This window comes from Maricaulis sp., from assembly GCF_048270265.1.
Lineage (GTDB): Bacteria > Pseudomonadota > Alphaproteobacteria > Caulobacterales > Maricaulaceae > Maricaulis.
On the sequence record NZ_JBLWTD010000017.1, the window covers coordinates 1 to 15,587 of the forward strand.

The following is a 15,587-nucleotide window of genomic DNA, read 5'->3' on the forward strand; positions in this document are numbered from 1 at the left end:
AGTGCAGCAATTACTCAAGATACGGGGGGCGGCATGCCACGCGGACCCCAATCCTTGTCCACAGCCCCCTTTACGGGCCGAAGCGGAAAGGGCATAGCCTGCGGCGAAAATGCTACACTTTTTTGAGGCCTGTGGACCCGTCATGGTTGCAAAGCAAATGAGCCGCACGTATTCGGCGTGGCCGTGGGAGACGGCCGCGGCCATGCTGATTCTCGGCATCGGAATCGCGCGCATCGTGGCGCTCGCGCTCAACCCTATCGAGCTTTACGCCGATGAATCCCAATACTGGGTGTGGTCGCTGCAGCTCGATTGGGGCTATTTCTCGAAGCCGCCGATGATCGCCTGGCTGATTCACCTGATGACGACGTTGTTCGGCGACAGCGATTTCAGCGTCCGGCTCGCCTCACCGGTCCTGCACACGATCACCGCCAGCTTCCTCTTCCTCAGCGCCCGCCAGCTCTGGGATGCCCGTACCGGCTTCTGGACGGCGCTGATCTATCTGACGATCCCGTCCATGTGGATTTCCGGGGCCGTGATCTCGACCGACGTACCGGTCATGTGCGCCTGGTCGGGGGCGCTTTACGCCCTGATCCGCCTGCGCTCCGGCGGCGGCTGGGCCAGTGCGGCCGGGCTGGGACTGGCGATCGGTCTCGGCTTCCTGTCCAAATACGCGATGATCTATTTCGTGCTCGGCCTCGGCATCACGCTGGTGATCGATGCCCCGACGCGCGCCGCCCTGCTCAATCTTCGTGGTGCCCTGGCCCTGCTGATCGCCCTGGCCCTGCTGACACCGAATATCCTGTGGAACGCGGCGCATGATTTCGCGACGGTCAGCCACACCGCCGCCAATGCGAACTGGGGCGGCGAACTGGGTCACCCCGGCGAGCTGTTCGAATTTCTCGTCGGCCAGCTGGGCATTTTCGGCCCCGCCCTCTTCCCGGTCCTCGTCGTCGTACTCGGCGGGATCGTCTGGCATTTCCGCCAGGCGCCGGCGGAGTCACGCCTGCTCGCCGCCTTCATCCTGCCGATCCTGCTGACGGTCTGTGTCGAGGCCTTCATCAGCCGCGCCCATGCCAACTGGGCCAGCGTCGCCTATGTGGCCTCCTCATTGCTGGTGGCGGCCTTCCTCCTGCGCGGCCCTGCCTGGCGCCGCGGCCTGCTCTACGGATCCATCGCCTTTCACACCGCGCTCGGCCTGTTTATCGCCATCGTGGTCGTCAACCCGACCTTCGTGGAAGCGCTCGGGCTGGAGAACAGCACCAAACGCGTACGCGCCTGGGACGAGACGACCGCCGCGATCAGCGAGGCGGGCCTGGCGAGCGATTACAGCGCCATCGTGTTCGACGACCGCAATATCTTCCACCAGATGCAGCGCTATGGCAGCACCGGGGACCGGCCGCTGCAGATGTGGTTGCGCTATGAAGGCCCGGTCAATCACGCGGAACAGGAATGGCCACTGGCCGACGGGTATGCCGACCCGGTCCTGATCGTCTCGCACCGCCCGCTGGAAGTGCAGAAAATGCGCGAGGACTTCGACCTGTTCGAACCCGCCGGCAGCCTCTCCATCGCGCTGGATGGCGACAAGACTCGCGAATTCACGCTGTGGCGGGCGCAGGGCTATCACCGCGTCGGGCGCAATGATGCCTATGAAGCGCGCTGGCTCGACAGCGGGGATGACGATCAGACTGACTAGCTATTCGGGCAGACCCAGGGCCAGACACAGATTCTGCAGCGCCTGCACTGCAGCGCCCTTGAGCAGATTGTCGAGGGCACAAACGACGACGGCATGACGGCCGTCTGCGCTGAGGCCGAAACCGCCAATCACCGCTCCCGGCGCATCGGCACCATCGCGAATTTCCGGCATGTCGGAAGTCACCCGCACCAGCGGCTCATCGCGATAGGCGTCCTCATAGAGGGCGATCAGCGCCTCACGCGTCACCGGCTCGCCGAGGGCGATATGCACCGTGGCGAGGATGCCGCGAAAGAAGGCCGCAACATGAGGCGTGAAGCGGACCTCGCAGCCGAGATGGCGCGACATTTCCTGCTCGTGCAGATGCCCGGTCAGGGCATAGGGCATGAGATTGTCGCGCAGGGCATCCGGGTCATTCTTGCGCGACGGCGTCGTGCCGGCGCCGGAATAGCCCGAGACACCGAATACGTGCGGCTGGGAGGCCAGCCGCTCGCGCAGGGGCGCGATCGCCAGCTGCCCCGCCGTGGCATAGCAACCCGGATTGGCAATCCGCGTCGCCCGGCTCAGGGCATCGCGGCCATAAATCTCCGGCAGGCCATAGGTCCAGCTCGCGTCGAAACGATAGTCCGCCGACAGGTCAATAATCACTGTCTGCGGACATGCCGCATTGATGGCCGCAACGAAGGGAGCGGAGGCGCCATTGGGCAGGGCGAGAATGACGGCATCGGCCGGGCGGCCGGCAACCGCGTCAGCCGACAGGGATTCGAACATCAGCCCGGTGCCGACTTCCGGCGCCAGATCACTCACCGGCTGGCCCGCCAGTTCACGCGAACTGGCGAACACCAGCTCAAGATCCGAACGCGCCGCGATCAGCCGCAATAATTCACGACCGGTATGCCCGCGGGCGCCGACCAGGCCGACGGTCCGCGTCATGACAGCGGCTCCAGCGTTGGTTTCAGATCGAAAATCCGGGTGACGACACCGTCAATCTCGGCCGGGCGGATGCCCTCGCCGCGCCAGAACACGGTCCACTCGTCACGGCGGATCGCGCCGTCGCACTCGTCGAAATAGAAGCCATTCACCGGATTGGAGGTGCGCGAGCGCCAGATCAGGCGCGGCGCATATTCGACCAGCCGGTTCCACACCGTGCGGCCCAATCCTTCACCGCGCGCATCGTCGAGCACGGCGAATTTGTCGAGATAGACCCAGTCATCAAGCCGGGTTGTGATCGCGGCTGCGCGATAGCTGTCGGTGACGAAGGCCTGGTCGAGCTCCAGCGAGTCCCAATAGCCGGCGATCGGACGGCGGCCGAAAGCCTTGGTCACCAGCGCGTCGAGACGGTCGAGATCAAGATCCGCCTTGGCGCCGGTGGCGATGATCTTTTCACCGCGCCGGATCAGCGTGCCGGCACCGGCATGGGTGAAGAGCTCACGCGCCAGTTCGGCCGGGCTGGTGATCGAGACCGAGCTGGAGAGCGGCAGATCATCGAGCAGGCGCTTGATCTCTTCCAGCTTCAGCCGCATGCCGCCATTGACCCAGTCGGCCTTGATCAGCGTCTGGTAATCCGTCGCCAGGTTGATCGAGGAGAGCACATCGCCCCACTCGTCGAGCAGACCGCCGGTTCCGGTCAGGAAGACGACCTTGTAGGGCTGCAGCGCATGCACAAGGGCGCGGACGGCGGAATCGGCATTGATATTGACCAGGCGCCCGTCATGGGTTTCGCCCAGACAGCCAAGGATGGCGGCCTGACCGGCGCGTGCCGCAGCGGCGACAAGTTCGAGATGGATTTTCGTCGGCTCGCCAACACGGCCGAGCTTGTCCTCGTCGATGAGCTCCGCCTCGAACACACCGCGCGGTACGGCCGCAGCGCGCCCGCCGGCTTCGCGGATCGCGTCGACCAGCTGGAGATTGGCCTGGGTGAGCGTGTCGCGAATGATCGGGATCGCGTCCTCGCGGGTCACCCGCAGGCCATTGATGCGTTCGGTCCCGATGCCCGCTTCAGACAGTGCCGCATCCAGCTGCGGGCCGCCGCCATGGACAACGACCGGGGAGAGGCCGACCGATTGCAGGAAAGCCAGGGCCGTGGAGAGGCCTTCGAGATCCTCCTGGATCACCGCACCGCCAACCTTGATGACGGCGAAACGTTCCTGGTCGACACCTGAAAAGCGTTGCAGGTATTCGCGGATCTCCTTGCCGTCGCGCATGTGCGACAGGAGCCGGACAATGGTCGGGCGGACGCCCGGGAGCTGGGACGTCACTTGACCGCTCCCTGGCTGGCGAGTGCCTCCATGACCGCCTGCTGCACGGGCAGACGGTTGGCCGCCTCCTCGATACCGAGGAAGGCGGGACTGTCGACGACCGCATCGGCGATCTTCACATTGCGGCGCATCGGCAGGCAGTGGCTGACGGTGGCATTATTGGTCAACGCCATTTTTTCCGGCGTGATCATGAAATCCCTGCCCTTGGCGCGGAAGGGCGCCTCGTCTTCCCAATGGCCGTAGAAGGGCAGCGCGCCCCAGCTCTTGGCATAGACGGCATCGGCGCCGGTATAGGCGGCCTCGACATCAGTGGTCATGGTGACAGAGCCGCCACCCTCGGCGGTGAAGCGCTCGGCGGCGCCCATATAGCGCTCGTCGAGACGATAGCGCTCATCGGGCACCAGAAGGCGGACATTCATGCCGAACTTGGCCGCCATCAGCAGGGCCGAATTGGCGACAGCCGTATTGAGCGGCTTGGGATGCGGCACCCAGGTCAGAAGGAAGGTCTTGTCCTGCACCGCGCCGATCCGCTCCTGCAGCGCCAGCATCATCGCCAGTTCCTGACAGGGATGGACGATGGTCTCCATATTGATCACGGGCACGGTCGAATGCTTGGCGAAGGCCGAAATCATCGGATCCTCGCGCTCGGCCGCCCAGTCCTTGAACTCGGGGAAGCAGCGGATCGCGATCAGATCGACATAGCTCGACAACACGCGCGCCGCCTCGCGCACATGTTCCTCGGCGGTGCCGTCCATGACCGCACCGTCGGCGAATTCCAGGGGCCAGGTCGCGCCCTTGGCGTCGAGCACGATGGCGTGGCCGCCCATTTTCGTGGCGCCAATATCGAAGGACGTGCGCGTGCGCAGCGACGGGTTGAAGAAGAGCAGCGCAATCGACTTGCCTTCAAGCGCTCGGCTGACCGTCCCGGATTTGAAGGCCGAGGCGCGGTCGAGCAGCCCCTGCAGTTCCGGGCGGGTCCAGTCGGCAGTCGTAAGAAAATGGCGCATCTCGGTCTCGAAATCTCGTAATGGCGGGAAAGGCAGACACCCGGCCATAAGACCGGGCGCTGTTTATGTCCATAAGTCATTACAAGACTGGCGAGTTGACGCCAAATGCTAGTTCCCGCTCCGGCAAAGTCCGGGAGCAGATAGAAGCGCGATCAGGCACAACTCGCTCATGCCGAACGATGGAATTTCGCCCGGCGTGTGAATTCTTGATCAGAGACCGAAACGGCCGGCCAGAATCCGGTCTAGTTCGGCGAAAAGGCCTGACCCCGGCGCATCCGTCGGAGCGACCGCTCCGCAGCCTCCTCGGCCTGCTCTGTCTGCCGCCGCGTCATGCAAAGCCGTTCGCGAAAATTGCTGCCCGTCTGGCGGCGCCAATGGCAGATGACTTCTTCTTCGGCTTCCTCGGCGACCTGCGTCTCGGCAGGCTCGGCTTCGGCGACGACCGGCTCGTCCTGGCTCATCCCGGTGTCGGCCGGGGCGGGCGCCGGATCGGTCTGGTCCTGGGCGCTCGCTGCGCCCGCAGTAAAGGCCAGGCCGGCAGCGGCAAGGCCTGCGACTAAAAATCGTTTCATGCCCTTCTCCCTCGACTCTCACAATCCAGCCGCAACGCAAGCGGAGGCGGCTACGGAACGTCGGATATATATCACGCAGGGCTGAAACATACTATCCAGCAAGCAAGATCCGGCCTTCGATGCCGGCCTTTGGAGCGCGGACTTGCGGGCTAGAAGCCGCGGATGCGTCGCAGGGTGTAGACGGCCTGTTGCCGTTCCCGCTCGGCCTGGAAACGGGTCTTGCAGCGGCGCTCGCGGAAATTGCTGCCACTGCGGGTTCGCCAGCTGCACACGACCGCCCCCGGCCCCTGCGCCTCGACGATAATCGTGTCTTCGCTGTCGGATTGAGGATCAAGGCGTGGCGAATTGGCAGCCTGGCGCAGCGATTCCAGGTACAGAAGCTCGGCAGCCTGGTCTGAAACGGCCTCGGCTGGCGAGAGCACGGGGTCGCTGGTGGCCTGACCCTCGGCAGCAGCGCCGAGCAGCAAGGCTGCGGCGACTGCGGTCATCCGGGTTGTCTCCAGCATGGCGTACGCTCCGGTGCAGGTTTGCGCGCAAAGGCGTGAAAGCCGATGCGTCCATGGTCGCACGGACGGGCGCGGGAGACAATATTGCCACCATCCGAGCGGGTCCGGCAGAAGGACTGGAAATCAGGCGGGGCCTGTGAAACAAGCAATCCGAACTGAAAGGGTTACCCCATGTCCGTCATCGCCATCATTCCTGCCCGCTACGCTTCCGGCCGCTTTCCGGGCAAGCCGCTCGAAAAGATCGCCGGACGCATGATGATCGAGCGGGTCTGGCGCTCGGCCGGCGCCGCACCCGGCGTCGACCGCGTCGTCGTCGCCACCGATGACGAGCGCATTGTCGACGCCGTCCGCGGGTTTGGCGGCGAAGCCGTGATGACGGATTCGGCCTGCCGCAATGGCACCGAGCGTGCCCTTGACGCCGTGAAACGGCTCGGAAGCGATGCCGAGATCATCATCAATGTCCAGGGTGATGCCGCCCTGATCCCGCCCTGGGTAATCGGCGATGTCGCCACCGCCATGCGCGCCGATTCCGGCCTCGCCATGGCGACCCCGGCCGTGAAAATGCCCGAGGAGACCGCTATTCGCATGCGCGAGATGAAGGCCAAGGGCATTGTCGGCGGCACGACCGTCGTCTTCAACCGGGCGATGGATGCGCTGTACTTCTCCAAGGGCGTCATCCCCTTCCAGCGTCATCCCGAAGCCGGCACCCCAACCTGGCAGCATATCGGCCTCTATGGCTATCGCCGCGAGACGCTGGAGCGCATCGTCGCGCTCGAGCCTTCACCGCTGGAGAAGGCCGAGAGCCTGGAACAATTGCGCGCCCTAGAAAACGGCATCCCGATCCGCATCGTGCCGACCGATTATCGCGGCCGTTCGGCCTGGTCGGTTGATGCGCCGGAAGATGTGCCGGTGGTCGAGGGCATTATAGCCCGCGAAGGCGAGCTGGTGCCATGAGCAAGGTCCTGCTGGCCCGTCACGGCAATACTTTCGGCCCCGGCGACAAGGTCGTCTGGGTCGGCGCCAAGGAAGATCTGCCGCTCGTGCCCAAGGGCGAGGAACAGGCCGCGGCGCTCGGCAATGCCCTGCGTCAGGCGCGTCTGACACCGGAACGCATCATCACCGGCCCGCTCCAGCGCACCCGCCGCGCGGCGGAACTGGTGGCCGTGCTCTCGGGCTTCCACGGCAAGATCGAGATCGATGAACGCCTGCGCGAGATCGATTATGGCTCCTGGGGCGGCAAGTCCTGCGACGAGATTATCGCCGAATTCGGCGCCGAGGCGCATCGCACCTGGAATGATGAACATCGCCGGCCCGAGGGCGTTGACTGGTCTCCGGATGAGGCAACCCTGCGCACCAATGCCCTGGCCGTCATGCAGGACGCCGCGCAGAGCCGGCGCTTCACCCTCGTGATCACTTCAAACGGGGTGCTGCGCTATATGCATGGCGTGCTCGGCGGCGAGGATCATGATGCCAAGGTGAAGACTGGTAATATCTGTGCGGTCGATATTGAAGCGGGCCAGCGCCTGTTCTGGAATGAAGCGCCGGACGCAGAAAGGCTGAAGACCGTCTTCGGCTGAGACTGGACTCAACAGGCCTCGGATTGCTGGATCGCCGATGCCAGCGCCTCGGCGAGCGCGCGCACCCGTCGCGGCTGGGCCCGGCCGGGCGGGAAGAGCATCTGCACCGGCGAGGCCGGCTGGGCATGCTCCGAAAGAAGCTCCACCAGCCTGCCCGCACGGATGTCCGCAGCGACATCGAGTTCGGATTTGAGCGCGATCCCGTATCCGGCCAGACACCATTGGTGTACCAGCGCCCCGTCATTGGAAACCCTGTCACCGCGCACCGGCACGATCTGTTGCCGGGCACCGGCGCCGAAATGCCAGGGACTGTCGAGATTGCCGCCGAACCGCATCAGCAGGCAGTTATGGCGCTTCAGATCGACGGGCCGTTTCGGGCTGCCGTGACGGGCAATATAGTCCGGCGCGGCGCACAATACGCGCCGGCGCAGACCCAGAGCGCGCACGCGCAAGGTGCTGTCGGTGACCGTCCCGAAACGCACGGCGATATCGAAGCCCTGCCCGACAATGTCGACATAGCCGTCGGTGAGGGAAAGCTCGATACTGATCGCCGGGTGCTCCGCGAGAAAGCGATTGATCTCGGCGGAGACAATGGTGCGCCCCAGATCGCTTGGCGCGCTGACCCGGATCGGCCCGGTCAAGGTCTGGGCACCATGGCGGATGCGGGTCTCGAGATCCTCGACCTCGCCGAGCACCGACTTGGCGCCCTCGGCCAGAGCGCGGCCCTCCTCGGTCAGACTGATGGCGCGCGTCGTTCGGTTGAGCAGGACAACGCCGTAATGCGCCTCAAGCGCCGCAAGACGCTCCGATACCGTGGTCGAGGACAGGCCGGTCTCACGGCCGGCCGCGGTCAGGCTGCCCTTCTCGATGATCTTGAGGAAGAGCGCGATATTGGCGAGGAGCATGAAGCCTTGCCTCCGGCCTGGCGGAGCTGAAGCCCGGAAGGCATCCACCATTATCCGGGAAATCCGGATTATGCTTCCGCATAATGTTTGTTTTCCCGGATATGGCAAGCGACTACATCTTCGCCAGCACCGAGCGAGGACCGCCCCATGACCCAGTTGACCATTACCGCCAATATCCATGCACAAGCCGATCAGGTGGCACTGCTGCGGGCCGAGCTGCTGAAGCTGGTCCCGGTCACCCGCGCCGAGGCCGGCTGCCTGCGATACGACCTCCACCAGGACAATGACAATCCGGCGCATTTCACCTTCGTCGAGCGCTGGGAATCCCGCGAGCTCTGGCAGACCCACATGAATGCGCCCCACCTCGCCGCCTACATGGCCGCGACCGAAGGCGCCGTTACCGAATTCACCCTCAGCGAAATGACCCTGATCGCCTGATCAGCCCGCCGCACAAGGAACACCCCCATGAAAGCCGTCGCCCTCACCCGCTACCTGCCCGTCTCCGATCCCGAATCCTTCCTCGACATTGACCTGCCCAAGCCCACCGCCTCGGGCCGTGACCTGCTGGTTGCGATCAAGGCCGTGTCGGTCAACCCGGTCGACGCCAAGGTCCGGGCCCCCAAGGACCAGGTTGAAGAAACCCCGCGCATCCTCGGCTGGGATGCCAGTGGCGTGGTCGAGGCCGTCGGCCCCGATGTCACCCTCTTCAAGGTCGGCGATGAAGTCTATTACGCCGGCGACATCACCCGTCCGGGCACCAATGCCGAATACCAGCTGGTTGATGAGCGCATTGTCGGCAACAAGCCGCAAAGCCTCAGCTTCGCCGAAGCGGCGGCCCTGCCGCTGACGACGATCACCGCCTATGAAGCCTTCTTCGACCGCCTCGGCATTGACCGGGATGGCGCCGACAAGGGCCAGTCCGTGCTGATCATCGGTGCCGGTGGCGGCGTCGGCTCGATCGCCATCCAGCTGGCCAAGGCGGCCGGATTGGTGGTCATCGCCACCGCCTCACGGCCCGAGACATCAAGCTGGGTGAAGGAATTGGGCGCCGACCATGTCGTCAATCACCGCGAACCCATGGTCGAACAGGTGCGCGCCCTCGGCTTCCAGCATGTCGATCACATCGCGATCTTCAACGATATGCGTCATTGGGACACCGCGGTCGAACTGATCCGCCCCGAAGGCGGCATCGTCACGATCGACGATACCGACCTGCCCATGCCGATGGACGGCATGAAGATGAAGGCCGCCAGCCTGCATTGGGAATTCATGTTCGCCCGCGCCATGTTCCAGACCCCGGACATGATCGAACAGCACAATCTGCTGAGCTATGTCGCCGCGGAAATCGACGCCGGGCGCATCCGCACGACGCTCGACCAGGTGCTCAGCCCGATCAATGCCGAGACCATCCGCGCCGCCCACGCGCTGATCGAGACCGGCCGCGCCAAGGGCAAGATTGTCGTCGAGGGTTTCTGACCCCGGCTGACGGAATTGCAGCCCGGTTTCCGGTGATCGCTCGCGATCAGCCAGAGCCGGGCGGCAGGCCTATCCGACGTGGGTGATGAAGTTCTCGATCGCGGCCCAGGCTTCCGGCTCGGTCATGAAGGGGGCGTGCCCCACATCAGGCACTTCGACAAAGCCGAGATCGGGCTTCAGCCGTTTCATCTCTGCGACCGTTTCCGGCGCCAGCAGATCGCTGATACCGCCACGGACCAGCAGGGTCGGGATCGTCTGGAAGGGCGTCCAGAAAGGCCACAGATCCGGCGGAACGGCGCTGCTGTCGATCTGGTCGACAATCGCCCCGTCATAGGCCAGGGCGATCTGCCCGTCGCCGGTCTCGACCCAGGTCTTGCGGGCAAAATCCAGCCAGAAGGCCTGGTCATCGGCCCGCTTGGGAAAGGCGGCCAGATTGGCCTCGCGCGACCGCGCGGCCGCGGCCTCCCAGGAGTTCACGGGATCACGACTCGAGACATTGGCCTTGATCCGGTCCAGCCCGCCGCTGGCGATTTCAGGGCCGATATCATTGAACACGGCCGCCGCGAACCGGTGCGGTTGCTGTCCGGCCATAATCATCATCATCAACCCGCCCATCGAGGTCCCGACGAACACGGCGCGCTCGATCGCCAGGGCATCGAGCAGGCCGATCATGTCGATGGCATAGGTCAGCGGCTGGTAGCGCTCGGGCTGCGGGTCCGGGTCGGAACGGCCACGGCCACGCTGCGAGGCGACGATCACGCGCCGCCCCAGCGCCGCGAGGCGTGGTGCCAGATCCTCGAAATCACGCACGTTGCGGGTCAGCCCGTGCAGGCACAGAACCGGCACGCCGCGGACCGGCCCGATGGCGGGATAGTCGCGATAGTGCAATTCCGGCCCATCGGACGTGGCGAAGAAATGATCGCTATATCCCTGTGACATCAGGCCGGCTCTGCTGCTCGATTCGCATCATCATGCGGAACATGCTCGACCCAGTCGCGGGCCAGATGCCGCGAAGCCCAGAACATGAAGCCCGCCGCAACGAGATAGAGGCAGGAGCCGATCAGGATCGAGATCCGCAACGAGCCCTCGCCATAGGTCGGCTCGAGCAGGGTCGACAGGCGGCCGAGTACATAGACACCGCCGCCGATGCCCAGCAGGTTGTTGATCAGCAGGAAGACCGACGAGCCGCTGGTACGAAGGTGTGGCGGGAAGAGATGCTGGAAGGCGGACAGCACCGGCCCGAGCCAGGCGAGACCGAGCGCCGTCGGCACGAAGAGCACGACCACCGCGATCATCGCCGAGGGCGACATGATGCCGGCCCAGTAGAGCGGGGCGGACACCAGGAAGGCGATCGCCGGCACGGTGGCGAAGGCGGAGCGTTTGCGCTTGCCCATCCAGTCGCCCATCACGCCGCCGAGGAAAATACCCAGGCTGCCGGCGAAGAACAGGACGCCGCCGAACAACCAGCCGGTCTCGGTGAGGGAGAGCTGGAAGCTGCGGGCGAAGAAGGATGGCAGCCAGAAAAAGACGCCATAGCCCATCATCGAGGAGGCCGAGGCGCCCAGGATCATCAGCCAGAAGCTGGGCTTTTCCAGCGCCAGATTCATGAATTCACGGAAGAAGACGAAGAACACACCGATCAGCGCCCCGGCGACGGCCCGGCCGATCAGCCAGGCGATCGCACCCGTGCCGAGGCTTGCGCCATCGAGCACCATCGGCACGCCCCAGGCAACCAGTCCCGGGATCAGCATCAGCACGGCGCTGCCCAGCGCCAGCACGGTCCAGTGACCGCGGCGGCTCACCCACTGCCCGGCCAGCCAGCCGCACACGCCGCCGACCGCGGCAGCGATCAGCAAAAGTTCGACCGATTGCGATGCGCCGCCCTGAAAGACCATGATGGAGAAGATGGCCAGCAAGCTTGGAAGTGCGAACAGCACGGCACCGGCGATTGACAGGATGCGTGCCTTGGCCGGCGGATAGGCAGCCTCGGTCTCGAGCGCCGTCGGGCGCTTGGCCTGGACGCCATCGAACTGGCCACGGCGCGGTTCACGCACGAGAAGCTTGAAGATCGGGGCCAGGATCACGCCGGCAAGGCCGACAATGATGAAGGCCGAACGCCAGTCGAGCGAGTCGGATATCCCGCCCCCCGCAATCTGCGATCCGGCAATAACGCCAAAGGCGCTGCCGACAGGAATGCCAAGCGAATAGATCGCCATCGCCCGGGCACGCTTCTCCGGCGGATGATAGTCGGCAATGATCGTGTACGCCGGCGCCACACCGCCCGCTTCACCGATACCGACACCGACACGGGCCAGGAAGAGCTGCATGAAATTGGTTGCGAACCCGCTCAGCGCCGTGAAGCCGCTCCAGATCAGGAGCGAACCGGTCATGATCCAGGTCCGGTTGAAGCGGTCGGCAAACCAGGCGATTGGCACGCCGAGGGTGGAGTAAAGCAAGGCGAAGGCGATGCCCCCGAGCAGGCCGAGCTGTTCGTCGCTCAGGCCGAGTTCTTCCTTGATGGGAATGGCGAGGATGGAGATGATCTGTCGATCGAGAAAGTTGAAAGCGTAGACGAGAAACAGGAGCAGCATCACCAATTTACTGTAGCTCGCGCTCGGCAATTGAGCCGTTTTCGACTCGGCTGGACGATCCGTCATTGTCTCTCCCCTGACATGGGCCGGTCACACATTGGCGCCGGCAGTCTTGCTTGGGCCAAACCTGAACCGTCATTCAGGTTTGGTCAAACCCCAATTCCCTCAAACCTCTGCAAGCTACAGCTTGCGTCAGGCTTGCTCCGGTGCAGGATGTGCCACACATTTGCATCGAAGCCCAACCGAATAAGGGGAAATCGGGATGAGAAATCTGGTTCTTGCCGCAACATTGAGCGGTCTGGCCCTTGGCGGCTGCAGCCAGCCGGCCGAGGAAACGACAAGTGCTGCAACCGAAGCGGCGACACCGGCCGTCGAGCCGGTAGCGGTTGCCACAACAGGCGATATCAATGAAGCGGATCTGCGCTATCGCATCGCGACCCTGGCTGATGACAGCTTTGAAGGCCGCGCGCCGGCCACGCCGGGCGGTATCGCCGCCAGCCAGTGGGTCGCGGACGAAATGGCCCGCATCGGGCTCGAGCCCGGCTATGAAGGCAGCTATTTCCAGCCGGTCTCCCTGCTGGAAGTGACGCTGGATTCGACGCAATCGGATTACGATGTCTACTTCAACGGCGAGCCGCTCGATCTCGCCATGGGCGATGACATTGTCTACTGGAGCAAGCTCAGCCAGCCGGAGGTTTCCGTCGATGCCAGTGAGCTGGTCTTCGTCGGCTATGGCGTCGTGGCGCCGGAATATGGCTGGAACGACTATGCCGGCCTCGATGTCACCGGCAAGACCGTCGTCATGCTCGTCAATGATCCCGGCTATGCCAATCCCGACAGCGGGCCCTTCAATGGCGATGCGATGACCTATTACGGCCGCTGGACCTATAAATACGAAGAGGCTGCCCGTCAGGGTGCCGCTGCCGTCATCCTGATCCACCAGACAGCACCCGCCTCTTATGGCTGGAATGTCGTCTCCGGCTCCTGGTCGGGCTCCCAGCTCGACCTCGCCCGCGACCCGGGCGAAGGCACTTTCGCCGAGGTGGAAAGCTGGGTCACCGAGGACGTCGCCCGTCACCTGTTCGAACTGGCTGGCCTCGACTTCAACGCTCTGACGGCGAGCGCTGCCGAGCCCGGATTTGTCGCCGTGCCCATGACCGGCCTCACCTCGGGTGGCACGCTGCACAATTCGACCCGGACCATGGATTCGCGCAATGTGGTGGGCATGGTTCGCGGCACCGAGCGGCCTGATGAATTCGTGCTCTATACCGGCCACTGGGACCATCTCGGCACCCGTGATGTACCGGACGGCGAAGACGGCATCTATAATGGCGCCGTCGACAATGCCTCGGGCACGGCCGCCATTCTCGAGATCGGCGAAGCCTTTGTTGCCAATCCGCCGGAACGCTCGGTGATGATCATCGCCGTGACGGCCGAAGAGTCGGGCCTGCTCGGCTCGGCCTATTATGGCGAGAACCCGATCGTGCCGTTCGACCAGACCGTTGGCGGCATCAATATCGACGCCATCATGCCCACCCCGCCATCACGCGATGTTGTGGTCGTCGGGTTTGGCGCATCGGAACTTGAGGACATCCTCGCCGAGGAAGCCGCCCTGCAGGACCGCTATCTCGCACCGGACCCGCACCCTTCGGCCGGATACTTCTACCGCTCCGACCACATCTCCATCGCCAAGCACGGCGTGCCAATGCTCTATGCCGACGCTGGCAACGACCTGCGCGAAGGCGGTACCGAGGCCGGTGAGGCTGCGGGCCGGGAATACAATGTCAATCACTACCATGCCCCGTCAGACGAGTATTCGGCCGACTGGAATATGGACGGCATGACCGAGAGTGTGACGCTGCTCTATAATGTCGGTGCCCGCCTGGCGAATTCAGACGCCTGGCCCAACTGGTATGAAGGCAATGAGTTCCGCGCCCTGCGGGACGCGCAGCGTCCTGAATAGGGTTGCGCTGACCGGCGAGATTCACCGGGCACAAACGAGAAAGGGCGGCCTTGCGGGGCCGCCCTTTTTCGTCCGGTCTGCCCTGCCGGCTCAGAATGTCTTGCGGGTGACGATCTTCTGACCGCGATCATCAAGACGGCGATCATATTTCTCCTGGTCGAGCACGGCGCCGGAATGCACACAAAACACGGCGCGCACCTCGGATATCCGGGGCCAGTGGATAAAGTCACACAACACCGTGCGGCTGCCGGCACCACTCTTGACGTCGACGCTGCCGAGGCTCTGGGCAAAGACCAGGTCGCTGCGGAACATTCCCTTGCTGCGCAACGCCTCCATGGTCTGGGCGAAATCACCTCCGAGAAAACGCTCGAGCGGACGGCCTTCCACGGCTTCGCGGGCCAGGCCGAACACGTCCAGTGCACCGGCGGAAATCGCCTTCAGCACGCCCGTAGAGTCGGTGACGAATTCAATGCCGGGATTGAGCGTGACCAGGTCGATCCATGTCGGTGCGGGCGCGATCACGAAGGCGTCCTGCACCAGCTCGGCCATGCGCCGCTTCACACGGTCCGGTGGATCCGACTCGCCATTCTCCCAGCGCGAGATCATAGCTTGCGTCACACCGAGATCGGCGGCGAGCGCGGCCTGTTTCAGGCGCTTCGACATCCGGAAGTTCCGGATGATCGATGGCCAGTTCACCTTGCTCGAACTTGCGGTGAAATTGATGTCCTGTACCAAATGGCCCCCCTAGGGCTTCTTGCCTGTTATGGTCTGTATCGGCCCGGTTCAACGCGCTTGCCAACCCGGACGCAATCAAACGATCTCACGCGTATCGACACCGGCCACCGCGATTGTCACCGCAGGCTGCCATCATGATATTGCGCCCGGAGGGCTGCGAAGGACGCGTCCCGAAAGGGCCGCATCTGATCGAACGCAATAGCACCGCACCTACTTTCAACGGTTTCTCTTGCGTCGTCAAAGAATCCCGTCGCCTGCCCGGGGCAAAATTGGGGGAATTCGGGCCCCACTGCCCGTTCTGAAACCG

14 protein-coding genes and 1 pseudogene are annotated in these 15,587 nt (G+C 64.2%); 6 read left to right on the plus strand and 9 right to left on the minus strand.

What is annotated here, in order from left to right:
• Positions 1 to 334: 334 nt before the first annotated feature.
• A pseudogene (locus tag ACN0YF_RS10080) lies at positions 335 to 793 on the plus strand (ArnT family glycosyltransferase); the annotation flags it as partial.
• Positions 794 to 1,693: 900 nt separating this feature from the next.
• Here ACN0YF_RS10080 and argC read toward each other — a convergent pair.
• From argC to ACN0YF_RS10105, 5 genes are all read right to left on the minus strand, one after another.
• Positions 1,694 to 2,623: an N-acetyl-gamma-glutamyl-phosphate reductase gene (gene argC / locus ACN0YF_RS10085; RefSeq protein WP_417494272.1), complete on the minus strand. Its 930-nt coding sequence runs from the start codon at positions 2,621 to 2,623 to the stop codon at positions 1,694 to 1,696.
• The gene (locus ACN0YF_RS10090) at positions 2,620 to 3,948 is read right to left on the minus strand and encodes an acetylglutamate kinase (RefSeq protein ID WP_417494273.1); all 1,329 of its coding nucleotides are present in this window, start codon (positions 3,946 to 3,948) and stop codon (positions 2,620 to 2,622) included. Before ACN0YF_RS10090 ends, argC begins: the two co-directional genes overlap by 4 nt.
• Positions 3,945 to 4,955, minus strand: a complete 1,011-nt coding sequence (locus ACN0YF_RS10095; RefSeq protein ID WP_417482386.1) for an N-acetylornithine carbamoyltransferase — start codon at positions 4,953 to 4,955, stop codon at positions 3,945 to 3,947. Before ACN0YF_RS10095 ends, ACN0YF_RS10090 begins: the two co-directional genes overlap by 4 nt.
• A 242-nt stretch (positions 4,956 to 5,197) precedes the next feature.
• The gene (locus ACN0YF_RS10100) at positions 5,198 to 5,527 is read right to left on the minus strand and encodes a hypothetical protein (protein WP_417494274.1); all 330 of its coding nucleotides are present in this window, start codon (positions 5,525 to 5,527) and stop codon (positions 5,198 to 5,200) included.
• A 149-nt stretch (positions 5,528 to 5,676) separates the two neighbouring features.
• On the minus strand, positions 5,677 to 6,033 hold the full coding sequence (locus ACN0YF_RS10105; RefSeq protein ID WP_417494275.1) for a hypothetical protein: 357 nt from the start codon (positions 6,031 to 6,033) through the stop codon (positions 5,677 to 5,679).
• 171 nt (positions 6,034 to 6,204) lie between these two features.
• On the opposite strand from ACN0YF_RS10105, the gene kdsB reads away from it, so the two are divergent.
• The gene (gene kdsB, locus ACN0YF_RS10110; RefSeq protein ID WP_417494276.1) at positions 6,205 to 6,987 is read left to right on the plus strand and encodes a 3-deoxy-manno-octulosonate cytidylyltransferase; all 783 of its coding nucleotides are present in this window, start codon (positions 6,205 to 6,207) and stop codon (positions 6,985 to 6,987) included.
• Positions 6,984 to 7,610: a histidine phosphatase family protein gene (locus ACN0YF_RS10115; RefSeq protein WP_417494277.1), complete on the plus strand. Its 627-nt coding sequence runs from the start codon at positions 6,984 to 6,986 to the stop codon at positions 7,608 to 7,610. The genes kdsB and ACN0YF_RS10115 overlap by 4 nt, the downstream gene beginning before the upstream one ends.
• A gap of 8 nt (positions 7,611 to 7,618) precedes the next feature.
• Here ACN0YF_RS10115 and ACN0YF_RS10120 read toward each other — a convergent pair whose 3' ends face one another.
• On the minus strand, positions 7,619 to 8,515 hold the full coding sequence (locus tag ACN0YF_RS10120) for a LysR family transcriptional regulator (RefSeq protein WP_417494278.1): 897 nt from the start codon (positions 8,513 to 8,515) through the stop codon (positions 7,619 to 7,621).
• Positions 8,516 to 8,662: 147 nt separating this feature from the next.
• Between ACN0YF_RS10120 and ACN0YF_RS10125 the strand changes: the two genes are divergently transcribed.
• Both ACN0YF_RS10125 and ACN0YF_RS10130 read left to right on the plus strand, forming a co-directional pair.
• Positions 8,663 to 8,953 (plus strand): putative quinol monooxygenase, encoded by a 291-nt coding sequence (locus ACN0YF_RS10125; RefSeq protein ID WP_417494279.1) that lies wholly within the window; start codon positions 8,663 to 8,665, stop codon positions 8,951 to 8,953.
• Between the two features lie 27 nt (positions 8,954 to 8,980).
• Positions 8,981 to 9,991 carry a zinc-binding alcohol dehydrogenase family protein gene (locus ACN0YF_RS10130; RefSeq protein WP_417494280.1) on the plus strand — a complete coding sequence of 337 codons (1,011 nt, stop codon included), beginning with the start codon at positions 8,981 to 8,983 and terminating at the stop codon, positions 9,989 to 9,991.
• A gap of 69 nt (positions 9,992 to 10,060) precedes the next feature.
• Here ACN0YF_RS10130 and ACN0YF_RS10135 read toward each other — a convergent pair whose 3' ends face one another.
• Together ACN0YF_RS10135 and ACN0YF_RS10140 are read right to left on the minus strand one after the other, a co-directional pair.
• Positions 10,061 to 10,930, minus strand: a complete 870-nt coding sequence (locus ACN0YF_RS10135; RefSeq protein WP_417494281.1) for an alpha/beta fold hydrolase — start codon at positions 10,928 to 10,930, stop codon at positions 10,061 to 10,063.
• Positions 10,930 to 12,648 carry a spinster family MFS transporter gene (locus ACN0YF_RS10140; protein WP_417494282.1) on the minus strand — a complete coding sequence of 573 codons (1,719 nt, stop codon included), beginning with the start codon at positions 12,646 to 12,648 and terminating at the stop codon, positions 10,930 to 10,932. Before ACN0YF_RS10140 ends, ACN0YF_RS10135 begins: the two co-directional genes overlap by 1 nt.
• Before the next feature lie 196 nt (positions 12,649 to 12,844).
• Between ACN0YF_RS10140 and ACN0YF_RS10145 the strand changes: the two genes are divergently transcribed.
• On the plus strand, positions 12,845 to 14,545 hold the full coding sequence (locus ACN0YF_RS10145; protein ID WP_417494283.1) for a M28 family metallopeptidase: 1,701 nt from the start codon (positions 12,845 to 12,847) through the stop codon (positions 14,543 to 14,545).
• A 90-nt stretch (positions 14,546 to 14,635) separates the two neighbouring features.
• Here the strand turns inward: ACN0YF_RS10145 and ACN0YF_RS10150 are convergent, their stop codons facing one another.
• On the minus strand, positions 14,636 to 15,280 hold the full coding sequence (locus ACN0YF_RS10150; RefSeq protein WP_417494284.1) for a helix-turn-helix domain-containing protein: 645 nt from the start codon (positions 15,278 to 15,280) through the stop codon (positions 14,636 to 14,638).
• Positions 15,281 to 15,587 lie beyond the last annotated feature (307 nt).

What these genes read in the sequence shown, in the direction of transcription:
- ACN0YF_RS10145 (WP_417494283.1), top strand. Translation starts at nt 12,845, where the DNA reads ATGAGAAATCTGGTTCTTGCCGCAACATTGAGCGGTCTGGCCCTTGGC.
- ACN0YF_RS10120 (WP_417494278.1), bottom strand. Translation starts at nt 8,515, where the DNA reads ATGCTCCTCGCCAATATCGCGCTCTTCCTCAAGATCATCGAGAAGGGC.
- ACN0YF_RS10100 (WP_417494274.1), bottom strand. Translation starts at nt 5,527, where the DNA reads ATGAAACGATTTTTAGTCGCAGGCCTTGCCGCTGCCGGCCTGGCCTTT.
- ACN0YF_RS10135 (WP_417494281.1), bottom strand. Translation starts at nt 10,930, where the DNA reads ATGTCACAGGGATATAGCGATCATTTCTTCGCCACGTCCGATGGGCCG.
- argC (WP_417494272.1), bottom strand. Translation starts at nt 2,623, where the DNA reads ATGACGCGGACCGTCGGCCTGGTCGGCGCCCGCGGGCATACCGGTCGT.
- ACN0YF_RS10130 (WP_417494280.1), top strand. Translation starts at nt 8,981, where the DNA reads ATGAAAGCCGTCGCCCTCACCCGCTACCTGCCCGTCTCCGATCCCGAA.
- ACN0YF_RS10095 (WP_417482386.1), bottom strand. Translation starts at nt 4,955, where the DNA reads ATGCGCCATTTTCTTACGACTGCCGACTGGACCCGCCCGGAACTGCAG.
- kdsB (WP_417494276.1), top strand. Translation starts at nt 6,205, where the DNA reads ATGTCCGTCATCGCCATCATTCCTGCCCGCTACGCTTCCGGCCGCTTT.
- ACN0YF_RS10105 (WP_417494275.1), bottom strand. Translation starts at nt 6,033, where the DNA reads ATGCTGGAGACAACCCGGATGACCGCAGTCGCCGCAGCCTTGCTGCTC.
- ACN0YF_RS10140 (WP_417494282.1), bottom strand. Translation starts at nt 12,648, where the DNA reads ATGACGGATCGTCCAGCCGAGTCGAAAACGGCTCAATTGCCGAGCGCG.
- ACN0YF_RS10115 (WP_417494277.1), top strand. Translation starts at nt 6,984, where the DNA reads ATGAGCAAGGTCCTGCTGGCCCGTCACGGCAATACTTTCGGCCCCGGC.
- ACN0YF_RS10125 (WP_417494279.1), top strand. Translation starts at nt 8,663, where the DNA reads ATGACCCAGTTGACCATTACCGCCAATATCCATGCACAAGCCGATCAG.